Below are 12,003 nucleotides of genomic sequence, written 5' to 3'. Positions count from 1 at the left end.
CGAAGTGCTTGAGCGCCTCGGAACCGATCAGCAGCGGGAACTGGAACGCGCTGCGGTCGGTGAGGTTGACTTCGATGGTGCGCCGGGCCTGGCCCATGCAGATGTCGAGTTCGATGACCGGGCGCGCGGTGTAGGCCTTGCCTGACTCCGCATCATAGTCGCCGGCCCGGCGCTTGATCTTGCTGACCCGGGCCAGCGGGCGCTCGATCGGGTGCGAATGGGCGGCGTCGATGGCCAGGTAGAAGCGCACCCAGCTTTCGCCGTTGCGCTTGAAACGCTTGATGTCGCGGGCGCTCAAGGAGGCGGTCTTGGCGCCGGTGTCGAGCTTGGCGGCCACTTCCAGGTCCAGGTCGCCAAGGCGCGCGTATTCGTTCAGACCGTACACGGTCTTGCCTGCCGCCTGGCCAAGGGCCGGCAGCAAGGTGAGGCATAGCAGCAATAAAACGGGTGTAAGTCTCATAATCCTGGCGCGGTGCTGTGCAGGGTTCGGGGCAAGGCGACTGGCAACGGCTGCGCAACCTTCCTCATTAACTGTCAACAACATGAATTGATGACAAACACACTATCCATCCTTCGAAGGCGCGGCATTCTATCACGACGATGTCTTGACGCCAGCGCGTCGCGATCTGACAGCGTGGGCGAGGGGTAAGTTCGTTCTTAGACGATTGTCGACAATATTCATTTTGTCTTTGACTCATAGCGCTTGATTCGCTAATTTCTGCCCAAGTGATTAGCAAGGTGTCGACAATATGCTGGACCTCAGCAGCCCCAGCCCCGCCGCGTCAGACGAAACGGAAACCTTGTCCGAGAACGTCTTCCGGCGCATCCAGGCGGCCATCGTCAAAGGCGACATCGCCCCGGGCAGCAAGATCTCCGAGCCTGAGCTGGCGCGCACCTATGGCATCAGCCGCGGGCCGCTGCGCGAGGCCATCCACCGCCTCGAAGGCCAGCGCCTGCTGGTGCGGGTGCCGCATGTCGGGGCGCGGGTGGTGTCGCTGAACCATGCCGAGCTGATCGAGCTGTACGAGATCCGCGAATCGCTCGAAGGCATGGCTTGCCGCCTGGCCGCCGAGCGCATGAGCCAGGCCGACATCGACGAGCTGCGCCGGGTGCTCGACACCCACGAGCGTGACGCCGCTTTCCAGGCCGGCCAGGGCTACTACCAGCAGGAAGGCGACTACGACTTCCACTACCGGATCATCCAGGGCAGCGGCAACCAGACCCTGGTCAAGATGCTCTGCGGCGAGCTGTACCAGCTGGTGCGCATGTACCGCATCCAGTTCTCCGCCACGCCCAACCGGCCCCGCCAGGCCTTTGCCGAACACCACCGCATTCTCGATGCCATCGCCGACCGTGACGGCGAGCTGGCAGAACTCCTGATGCGCCGCCACATCGGCGCGTCCAAGCGCAACATCGAGCGTCACTATCTGGACGCCCACAACAACAGCCCACGAGGTGAGAAATGACTGTGAAGAGCACCCCCGGTCAGCGTTTCCGCGACGCCGTTGCCGCTGAACATCCGCTGCAAGTGGTCGGCGCGATCAACGCCAACCATGCCCTGCTGGCCAAGCGCGCCGGTTTCAAGGCCATCTACCTCTCCGGTGGCGGCGTTGCCGCAGGCTCGCTGGGCCTGCCGGACCTGGGCATCACCGGCCTGGACGACGTGCTCACCGACGTGCGGCGCATCACTGATGTCTGCGACCTGCCGCTGCTGGTGGATGTCGACACCGGCTTTGGCGCCTCGGCCTTCAACGTGGCGCGCACCGTGCGCTCGATGATCAAGTTCGGCGCTGCCGCCATCCACATCGAAGACCAGGTGGGCGCCAAGCGCTGTGGCCACCGGCCGAACAAGGAAATCGTCACCCAGCAGGAGATGGTCGACCGCATCAAGGCGGCGGTGGATGCCCGTACCGATGACAGCTTCGTGATCATGGCGCGCACCGACGCGCTGGCCGTGGAAGGCCTGAACGCAGCGCTGGACCGTGCCGCAGCGTGCGTCGAGGCCGGCGCCGACATGGTCTTCCCGGAGGCCATCACCGAGCTTGCGATGTACAAGACCTTCGCCGACCGGGTGAAGGCGCCAATCCTGGCCAACATCACCGAATTCGGTGCCACGCCGCTGTACACCACCCAGGAGCTGGGCGAGGTCGACGTGTCGCTGGTGCTGTATCCGCTGTCGGCGTTCCGCGCCATGAACAAGGCGGCCGAGAATGTCTACACCGCGCTGCGCCGTGATGGTACCCAGAAGAACGTGATCGACACCATGCAGACCCGCATGGAGCTCTACGATGCCATTGGCTACCACGCCTTCGAGCAGAGCCTGGATGCGTTGTTCGCGCAGAAAAAAGGCTGAGCCACTGCGGCCCTCAGCCGGCACGGCGAAACCGCCTGGTGCAGGCGCCGGCTTGCCGGCGATAGGGCCGCTACAGCCACCCCGAATTAGCCAGAAAAGCTTCCATAACAAATTCAAGAAAGGAGAAACACCATGGCCGAAGCAAAAGTACTCAGTGGCGCAGGCCTGCGCGGCCAGGTGGCCGGCCAGACCGCGCTGTCGACCGTGGGCCAGGCCGGTGCCGGCCTGACCTACCGTGGCTATGACGTGCGCGACCTGGCCGCCGGTGCCGAATTCGAAGAAGTGGCCTACCTGCTGCTGTACGGCGAGCTGCCGACCCAGGCCGAGCTGGCTGACTACAAGCGCAAGCTCAAAGGCCTGCGCGACCTGCCCCAGGCCCTCAAGGAAGTGCTCGAGCGCATCCCGCGCGATGCCCACCCGATGGATGTGATGCGCACCGGCTGCTCGGTGCTCGGCACTCTGGAGCCCGAGCTGACCTTCGAGGCCGAGCGCGAGAAGACCGACCGCCTGCTGGCGCTGTTCCCGGCGGTGATGTGCTACTGGTACCGCTTCAGCCACCATGGCGTGCGCATCGACTGCAGCAGCGACGAAGACACCCTGGGCGGGCACTTCCTGCACCTGTTGCACGGCAAGAAGCCGAGCGAGCTGCACGTCAAGGTGATGAACGTGTCGCTGATCCTCTACGCCGAGCACGAGTTCAACGCCTCGACCTTCACCGCTCGCGTGTGCGCCTCGACCCTGTCCGACCTGTACTCGTGCATCACCGCCGCCATCGGCTCGCTGCGCGGCCCGCTGCACGGTGGCGCCAACGAGGCGGCGATGGAGCTGATCGAACGCTTCCAGAGCCCGCAGGAGGCCACTGCCGAGCTGCTGCGCATGCTCGAGCGCAAGGACAAGATCATGGGCTTCGGCCATGCCATCTACAAAGAGTCCGACCCGCGCAACGAGGTGATCAAGGGCTGGTCGAAGCAGCTTGCCGATGAAGTCGGCGACAAGGTGCTGTACCCGGTTTCCGAGGCCATCGACAAGACCATGTGGGAGCAGAAGCGCCTGTTCCCCAACGCCGACTTCTACCATGCCTCGGCGTACCACTTCATGGGCATCCCGACCAAGCTGTTCACCCCGATCTTCGTCTGCTCGCGCCTGACCGGCTGGGCGGCGCACGTGTTCGAGCAGCGCGCCAACAACCGCATCATCCGCCCGAGCGCCGAGTATGTCGGCGTCGAGCAGCGCCAGTTCGTGCCAATCGAGCAGCGCTGAGTCGACCAGTGGGTCTGGCTGTGCTGGCCTCATCGCCGGCAAGCCGGCTCCCACAGGTACAGCACCCGCCTGGAGGGCTGTACCCCACCTGTGGGAGCCGGCTTGCCGGCGATGAGGCCGCAGCTGGCACCCCAGGGCCATAAATTCCACGACCGTACCGTGACCGAGCCTGATAACGATATGAACACCACATACCGCAAGAACCTGCCAGGCACCGACCTGGACTATTTCGACGCCCGCGCCGCGGTCGAGGCGATCAAGCCCGGCGCCTACGACGGCCTGCCCTACACCTCCCGCGTGCTCGCCGAGAACCTGGTGCGCCGCTGCGACCCGGCCACCCTCGACGCCTCGCTCAGCCAACTGATCGAGCGCAAGCGCGACCTCGACTTCCCCTGGTTCCCGGCCCGTGTGGTGTGCCATGACATCCTCGGCCAGACCGCGCTGGTCGACCTTGCCGGCCTGCGTGACGCGATTGCCGACAAAGGCGGCGACCCGGCCCAGGTCAACCCGGTGGTACCGGTGCAGCTGATCGTCGACCACTCGCTGGCCGTCGAATGCGGGGGCTTCGACCCGCAAGCGTTCGAGAAGAACCGCGCCATCGAAGACCGCCGCAACGAAGACCGCTTCCACTTCATCAACTGGACCAAGAAGGCGTTCAAGAACGTCGACGTGATCCAGCCCGGCAACGGCATCATGCACCAGATCAACCTGGAGAAGATGTCGCCGGTGATCCACAACGACCGCGGCCTGGCCTACCCGGACACCTGCGTCGGCACCGACAGCCACACCCCGCATGTCGATGCCCTGGGCGTGATCGCCATCGGCGTCGGCGGCCTGGAAGCCGAGAACGTCATGCTCGGCCGCGCCTCGTGGATGCGTCTGCCGGAAATCGTCGGCGTCGAACTGAGCGGCAAGCTTGCGCCGAACATCACCGCCACCGACCTGGTGCTGGCCCTGACCGAATTCCTGCGCAAGCAGAAAGTGGTCGGCGCCTACCTCGAATTCTATGGCGAGGGCGCGCGTGCCCTGACCCTGGGCGACCGCGCGACCATCTCAAACATGGCCCCGGAATACGGCGCCACCGCCGCGATGTTCGCCATCGACCAGCAAACCATCGACTACCTCAAGCTGACCGGCCGCGAAGAGCAGCAGGTCAAGCTGGTGGAGGCCTACGCCAAGGCCACCGGCCTGTGGGCCGACAGCCTGGCCCAGGCCGAGTACGAGCGCGTGCTGCGCTTCGACCTGTCGAGCGTGGTGCGCAACATGGCCGGCCCGTCCAACCCGCACGCCCGCGTCGCCACCAGTGACCTGGCGGCCAAGGGCATCGCCGGCGCCTGGGAAGACGTGCCAGGGCAGATGCCTGACGGCGCGGTGATCATCGCCGCCATCACCAGCTGCACCAACACCAGCAACCCGCGCAACGTGATTGCCGCAGGCCTGCTGGCGCGCAACGCCAACAAGCTCGGCCTGGGCCGCAAGCCGTGGGTCAAGTCGTCGCTGGCGCCAGGCTCCAAGGCCGTGCAGCTGTACCTGGAAGAGGCGGGCCTGGAGAAGGAGTTGGAGCAACTGGGCTTTGGCATCGTCGCCTTCGCCTGCACCACCTGCAACGGCATGTCCGGCGCGCTGGACCCGGTGATCCAGCAGGAAATCATCGACCGCGACCTGTACGCCACCGCCGTGCTGTCGGGCAACCGCAACTTCGACGGGCGTATCCACCCTTACGCCAAGCAGGCGTTCCTCGCCTCGCCACCGCTGGTGGTGGCCTATGCCATCGCCGGCACCATCCGCTTCGACATCGAGAAGGATGTGCTGGGCGTGGTCGATGGCAAGGAAATCCGCCTCAAGGACATCTGGCCGAGCGACGAAGAAATCGACGCAGTGGTGCGTGCGGCGGTCAAGCCCGAGCAGTTCCGCAAGGTCTACATCCCGATGTTCGCCATCGAGGAAGACCGCGGGCCGAAAGTGGCGCCGCTGTACGACTGGCGCCCGATGAGCACCTACATCCGCCGCCCGCCGTACTGGGAAGGTGCCCTGGCCGGCGAGCGCAGCCTGCGCGGCATGCGCCCGCTGGCGGTGCTGCCGGACAACATCACCACCGACCACCTGTCGCCGTCCAACGCCATCATGATGGACAGCGCGGCGGGCGAGTACCTGGCGAAAATGGGCCTGCCGGAAGAGGACTTCAACTCCTACGCGACCCACCGCGGCGACCACCTGACCGCCCAGCGCGCCACCTTCGCCAACCCCAAGCTGTTCAACGAAATGGTGCGCAAGGAAGACGGCAGCGTGAAGCAGGGTTCGCTGGCGCGCATCGAGCCGGAAGGCAAGGTGACCCGCATGTGGGAAGCCATCGAGACCTACATGCAGCGCAAGCAGCCGCTGATCATCGTCGCCGGTGCCGACTACGGCCAGGGCTCGTCGCGTGACTGGGCGGCCAAGGGCGTGCGCCTGGCGGGTGTCGAGGCGATCGTCGCTGAAGGCTTCGAGCGCATTCACCGCACCAACCTGGTGGGCATGGGCGTGTTGCCGCTGGAGTTCAAGCCGGGCACCGACCGCAAGACCCTTGGCCTTGAGGGCAGCGAGACCTATGACGTGCTGGGTGAGCGCAAGCCGCGTGCGACCCTGACCCTGGTGGTGACTCGGGCCAATGGTGAACGCATCGAGGTGCCGGTGACCTGCCGCCTGGATACTGCCGAGGAAGTGTCGATCTACGAGGCGGGCGGCGTGCTCCAGCGCTTTGCCCAGGACTTCCTCGAAGCGTCCGCGTAATGGCATGGGGCTGCTTTCGCAGCCCCTTCGCGGGGCAAGCCCGCTCCCACTGGGTAGACGTGGCAATGCCGGCCTGCACTGTACCTGTGGGAGCGGGCTTGCCCCGCGAAGGGGGCACGCAGCGGCCCAAGTGTTATTGCATATTCATACAGGACAAATAACCAATGGCACATGCTCCACAAATCAAAGTCCCCGCCACCTACATCCGTGGCGGCACCAGCAAAGGCGTGTTCTTCCGCCTGCAAGACCTGCCCGAAGCCGCCCAGGTGCCTGGCCCCGCCCGTGATGCCCTGCTGCTGCGGGTGATCGGCAGCCCCGACCCCTACGGCAAGCAGATCGACGGCATGGGTGGTGCGACCTCCAGCACCAGCAAGACCGTGATCCTCTCGCCAAGCATCAAGCCTGAACACGATGTCGACTACCTGTTCGGCCAGGTCGCCATCGACAAGGCCTTCGTCGACTGGAGCGGCAACTGCGGCAACCTCTCCGCCGCCGTCGGCTCGTTCGCCATCAGCAGCGGCCTGGTCGACCCCGCGCGCGTTCCGCGCAATGGCGTGGCCACCGTGCGCATCTGGCAGGCCAACATCGGCAAGACCATCATCGCCCATGTACCGATCACCGAAGGGCAGGTGCAGGAAACCGGCGATTTCGAACTCGACGGCGTCACCTTCCCGGCGGCCGAAGTGCAACTCGAATTCCTTGACCCTGCCGCCGACGAAGACGGCGACGGCGGCGCCATGTTCCCCACCGGCAACCTGGTGGATGACCTGGAAGTGCCTGGTGTGGGCTGCTTCAAGGCCACGCTGATCAATGCCGGCATCCCGACCATCTTCGTCAACGCCGCCGATATCGGCTACACCGGCACCGAGCTTCAGGATGCGATCAACGGTGACGCGCAGGCGCTGAACCGTTTCGAAACCATCCGCGCCTACGGCGCCGTGCGCATGGGCCTGATCGAGCACATCGACCAGGCTGCCGGGCGTCAGCACACGCCGAAGGTGGCGTTCGTCGCGCCGCCAAGCGCCTACACTGCGTCCAGTGGCAAGGCCGTTGCCGCCGCTGACATCGACCTGCTGGTGCGTGCACTGTCCATGGGCAAGTTGCACCATGCAATGATGGGCACTGCTGCAGTGGCCATCGGTACCGCCGCGGCCATTCCCGGTACGCTGGTCAACCTCGCCGCGGGCGGGGGCGAGCGCAGCGCGGTGCGCTTCGGGCACCCGTCCGGCACGTTGCGGGTGGGCGCCGAGGCGCGCCAGGTGAAGGGTGAGTGGACGGTGACCAAGGCAATCATGAGCCGCAGCGCGCGCGTGCTGATGGAAGGCTGGGTGAGGGTGCCTGGCGATAGCTTCTGATGCACCCATGACGCTCGGCTCTCGTTGACTGGGGCCGCTTGCGGCCCATCGCCGGCAAGCCGGCTCCCACAGGTACAGCGCCTGCCTGAAGGGCGATGCGCCCCCTGTGGGAGCCGGCTTGCCGGCGATGGGCTGCACAGCAGCCCCCATTCACAGGAGCTGAAGATGAGCGCCAACGTAGACCTGAACGACCGCCCCGACTACGACCGGGTGCTGCAAACCCTCGCCGACTATGTCCTCAGCTACCGGGTCGAATCACCCGAGGCACTGGACACCGCGCGCAACTGCCTGATGGACACCCTCGGCTGCGGCCTGCTGGCCTTGCGCTTCCCCGAATGCACCAAGCACCTGGGCCCCCTGGTCGAAGGCACGGTCGTGCCCAACGGCGCCCGGGTGCCTGGCACCGGCTATCGCCTGGACCCGGTCAAGGCCGCCTGGGACATCGGCTGCAGCGTGCGCTGGCTGGATTACAACGACACCTGGCTGGCGGCGGAGTGGGGCCACCCCTCGGACAACCTCGGTGGCATCCTGGCAGTGGCCGATCACCTGTCGCAAAAGCACGTGGCCAACGGCGAGGCGCCGCTGATGATGCGCGAGGTGCTCCAAGCCATGGTCATGGCCCACGAGATCCAGGGCGTGCTGGCGCTGGAGAATGCCTTCAACCGCGTGGGCCTGGACCACGTGGTGCTGGTCAAGGTGGCGTCCACGGCCGTGTGCGCCAAGCTGATGGGGGCCAATCGCGAGCAGTTACTGTCGGCGTTGTCCCATGCGTTCGTCGACGGCCAGGCGCTGCGCACCTATCGCCATGCGCCCAATGCCGGTTCGCGCAAGTCGTGGGCCGCAGGCGATGCCTCGAGCCGCGGCGTGCGCCTGGCCGATATCGCCCTGCGCGGCGAAATGGGCGTGCCCGGGGTGCTGAGCGCGCCGCAGTGGGGCTTTTACGACGTGTCGTTCAGCCATGCCAACAAAGACCTTTCGCTCAAGCCTGCCGATCAGCGTGAGCTGCGCCTGGCGCAGCCTCTGGGCAGTTATGTGATGGAGAACGTGCTGTTCAAGATCAGCTTCCCCGCCGAGTTTCACGCCCAGACCGCCTGCGAGGCCGCGCTGCTGTTGCATCGGCAGGTGCGCAACCGGCTGCATGAAATCGACCGTATCGTCATCACCACCCAGGAGTCGGCGATTCGCATCATCTCCAAGGTCGGCCCCCTGGCCAACGCCGCCGACCGCGACCACTGCCTGCAGTACATGGTGGCCGTGCCGCTGATTTTCGGGCACCTGGAGGCTGAGCATTACGAGGATGCGTTCCATGCCGCGCACCCAAGCATCGATCGGCTGCGCGAGAAAATGGAGGTGGTCGAAGACCCGCGCTTCAGCCACGAGTATCTGGAGCCGGGCAAGCGTTCGATTGCCAATGCGCTGCAGGTGTTCTTCAAGGATGGCAGCAGCAGCGAGCAGGTGGTGGTGGAGTACCCGCTCGGGCACCGGCGCCGGCGCGATGAGGGCATTCCACTGTTGGAGGCGAAGTTCCGCGAGAATTTGGCGACACGTTTTGCCCGGCAGCGCTGCGAGGCAATTTTTGCCTTGTGCAAGGACCAGCAGCGGCTGGAGGGCACGGCGGTGCACAGGTTCGTGGACTTGTTCGTGAGTTGAGGTTGCCTGTGCCGGCCTCTTCGCGGGGCAAGCCCGCTCCCACAGGAGCATTGTGGGAGCGGGCTTGCCCCGCGAAGAGGCCGGAAAGCGCAATAAAAAAACCCCGGCATCTCTGCCGGGGTTTTCTTTACACCTAACAGCTCAGCTTACGCCTGGACCACTGGGATCTTGGCGTTGGCAGCCGCTTCGCGGAACTCGGCGATCTGGTCGAAGCTCAGGTAGCGGTAGACGTCGGCAGCCATGCTGTCGATGTCCTTGGCGTACTGCATGTACTCTTCGACGGTCGGCAGCTTGCCGATGATCGAAGCGACAGCGGCCAGTTCGGCCGATGCCAGGTACACGTTGGTGGCGTCGCCCAGGCGGTTCGGGAAGTTACGGGTCGAGGTGGAGACCACGGTGGAACCGGTCTGCACACGTGCCTGGTTACCCATGCACAGCGAGCAGCCTGGCATTTCCATGCGCGCACCGGCCTTGCCGTAGATGCCGTAGTAGCCTTCTTCGGTCAGCTGGTGGGCGTCCATCTTGGTTGGCGGAGCCAGCCACAGACGGGTCGGAATGCCACCCTTGACCTTGTCCAGCAGCTTGCCGGCAGCGCGGAAGTGGCCGATGTTGGTCATGCACGAACCGATGAACACTTCGTCGATCTTCTCGCCCTGAACCGAAGACAGCAGGCGGGCGTCGTCCGGGTCGTTCGGCGCGCAGAGCACAGGCTCCTTGACGTCGGCCAGGTCGATTTCGATGATTTCGGCGTACTCGGCATCGGCGTCGGCCGCCAGCAGCTCAGGCTTGGCCAGCCAGGCTTCCATGGCCTGGGCGCGACGCTCCAGGGTACGTGCATCGCCGTAGCCTTCGCCGATCATCCAGCGCAGCAGGGTGATGTTGGACGTCAGGTACTCGGCGATGGCCTTCTCTGGCAGCTTGATGGTGCAACCGGCAGCGGAACGCTCGGCCGAGGCGTCGGACAGCTCGAACGCCTGCTCGACGGTCAGTTCGTCCAGGCCTTCGATTTCCAGGATGCGGCCGGAGAAGGCGTTCTTCTTGCCTTTCTTCTCGACGGTCAGCAGGCCCTTCTGGATGGCGTAGTAAGGGATGGCATGCACCAGGTCACGCAGGGTGATGCCAGGCTGCAGCTTGCCCTTGAAACGCACCAGGATCGATTCTGGCATGTCCAGCGGCATGACGCCGGTGGCGGCGGCGAAGGCCACCAGGCCGGAACCGGCCGGGAACGAGATGCCGATCGGGAAGCGGGTGTGCGAGTCGCCACCGGTACCCACGGTGTCAGGCATCAGCATGCGGTTCAGCCAGCTGTGGATGATGCCGTCGCCTGGGCGCAGCGACACGCCGCCACGGGTGCGGATGAAGTCTGGCAGGGTGTGGTGGGTGTTGACGTCGATCGGCTTCGGATAGGCCGCGGTGTGGCAGAACGACTGCATCACCAGGTCGGCGGAGAAGCCCAGGCACGCCAGGTCCTTGAGCTCGTCGCGGGTCATCGGGCCAGTGGTGTCCTGGGAACCGACGGTGGTCATCTTCGGCTCGCAGTAGGCACCTGGGCGCACGCCCTGGCCTTCTGGCAGGCCGCAGGCACGGCCGACCATCTTCTGCGCCAGGGTGAAGCCCTTGCCGGAATCGGCAGGCTGCTCTGGTTTCTTGAACAGGTCCGAAGCACCCAGGCCCAGTTCGGCACGGGCTTTTTCGGTCAGGCCACGGCCGACGATCAGCGGGATACGGCCGCCAGCGCGGACTTCGTCGAGCAGCACTTCGGTTTTCAGGGCGAAGCTGGTGACCAGCTCGTCGCTGCCGTGGCGGCGCACTTCACCTTTGAACGGGTAGACGTCGATGACGTCGCCCATGGCCAGGTTGGTGCAGTCGAATTCGATCGGCAGGGCGCCGGCGTCTTCCATGGTGTTGTAGAAGATCGGGGCGATCTTGGTGCCGAAGCAGAAACCACCGGCGCGCTTGTTCGGCACGTAGGGGATGTCGTCGCCGAAGAACCACAGCACCGAGTTGGTGGCGGATTTACGCGAGGAACCGGTACCGACCACGTCGCCGACGTAGGCAACCGGGAAGCCCTTGGCCTTGACCGCTTCGATCTGGGCCAGCGGGCCGACCGAACCTGGCTGCTGCGGCTCGATGCCGTCGCGGGCCATTTTCAGCATGGCCAGGGCGTGCAGCGGGATGTCAGGGCGCGACCAGGCGTCCGGGGCAGGGGACAGGTCGTCGGTGTTGGTTTCGCCAGGCACCTTGAACACGGTCAGGGTGTACTTGTCGGCGATCGCCGGGCGCGAGGTGAACCACTCGCCGGCAGCCCACGAATCCAGCACGGCCTTGGCGTGGGCGTTGCCCGCCTTGGCTTTCTCGGCCACATCGTGGAAGGCATCGAACATCAGCAGGGTGTGCTTGAGCTGTTCGGCCGCGACGGCGCCCAGTTCGGCGTCATCCAGCAGCGCGACCAGCGTCTCGATGTTGTAGCCGCCCTGCATGGTGCCCAGCAGCTCGGTGGCGTGCTTGCGGTCGATCAGCGGCGACTTGGCTTCGCCCTTGGCGACGGCGGACAGGAACGCGGCCTTGACGTAGGCAGCTTCGTCCACTCCTGGCGGAACGCGGTTGGTGATCAGG

Annotated in this window: 8 protein-coding genes; 6 read left to right on the top strand and 2 right to left on the bottom strand. The window is 65.4% G+C overall.

What is annotated here, in order from left to right; translation table 11 throughout:
- Positions 1 to 460, bottom strand: a 460-nt coding sequence (locus tag B3E94_RS13160) for an ATP-dependent zinc protease (protein ID WP_286913841.1), incomplete at its 3' end; no start/stop codon positions are given.
- A 289-nt stretch (positions 461 to 749) separates the two neighbouring features.
- Here B3E94_RS13160 and B3E94_RS13155 point away from each other — a divergent pair.
- The 6 genes from B3E94_RS13155 to prpD all read left to right on the top strand — a co-directional run bounded on the left by B3E94_RS13155 (position 750) and on the right by prpD (position 9,387).
- Positions 750 to 1,466: a GntR family transcriptional regulator gene (locus B3E94_RS13155; protein WP_176517666.1), complete on the top strand. Its 717-nt coding sequence runs from the start codon at positions 750 to 752 to the stop codon at positions 1,464 to 1,466.
- The gene (gene prpB / locus B3E94_RS13150) at positions 1,463 to 2,353 is read left to right on the top strand and encodes a methylisocitrate lyase (protein WP_176517665.1); all 891 of its coding nucleotides are present in this window, start codon (positions 1,463 to 1,465) and stop codon (positions 2,351 to 2,353) included. The genes B3E94_RS13155 and prpB overlap by 4 nt, the downstream gene beginning before the upstream one ends.
- 132 nt (positions 2,354 to 2,485) lie before the next feature.
- Complete coding sequence (gene prpC / locus B3E94_RS13145) at positions 2,486 to 3,613, top strand: bifunctional 2-methylcitrate synthase/citrate synthase (RefSeq protein ID WP_286913838.1); 1,128 nt, start codon at positions 2,486 to 2,488, stop codon at positions 3,611 to 3,613.
- 180 nt (positions 3,614 to 3,793) lie between these two features.
- Complete coding sequence (gene acnD / locus B3E94_RS13140; protein WP_286913837.1) at positions 3,794 to 6,382, top strand: Fe/S-dependent 2-methylisocitrate dehydratase AcnD; 2,589 nt, start codon at positions 3,794 to 3,796, stop codon at positions 6,380 to 6,382.
- 164 nt (positions 6,383 to 6,546) lie between these two features.
- Positions 6,547 to 7,737 carry a 2-methylaconitate cis-trans isomerase PrpF gene (gene prpF / locus B3E94_RS13135; protein ID WP_286913835.1) on the top strand — a complete coding sequence of 397 codons (1,191 nt, stop codon included), beginning with the start codon at positions 6,547 to 6,549 and terminating at the stop codon, positions 7,735 to 7,737.
- A gap of 165 nt (positions 7,738 to 7,902) precedes the next feature.
- Entirely contained in the window at positions 7,903 to 9,387 is a 1,485-nt protein-coding gene (gene prpD / locus B3E94_RS13130; protein ID WP_286913834.1) for a 2-methylcitrate dehydratase, read from the top strand.
- A gap of 146 nt (positions 9,388 to 9,533) precedes the next feature.
- Here prpD and acnB read toward each other — a convergent pair.
- Positions 9,534 to 12,003, bottom strand: a 2,470-nt coding sequence (acnB, locus tag B3E94_RS13125) for a bifunctional aconitate hydratase 2/2-methylisocitrate dehydratase (RefSeq protein WP_286913833.1), incomplete at its 5' end; no start/stop codon positions are given.

It is taken from the genome of Pseudomonas sp. UBA6315, from assembly GCF_002438125.1.
GTDB classification, from domain to species: Bacteria; Pseudomonadota; Gammaproteobacteria; order Pseudomonadales; family Pseudomonadaceae; genus Aquipseudomonas; species Aquipseudomonas faucium.
The sequence above is the reverse complement of the archived record's forward strand: the minus strand, read 5'-3'. Positions and strand labels throughout refer to the sequence as shown.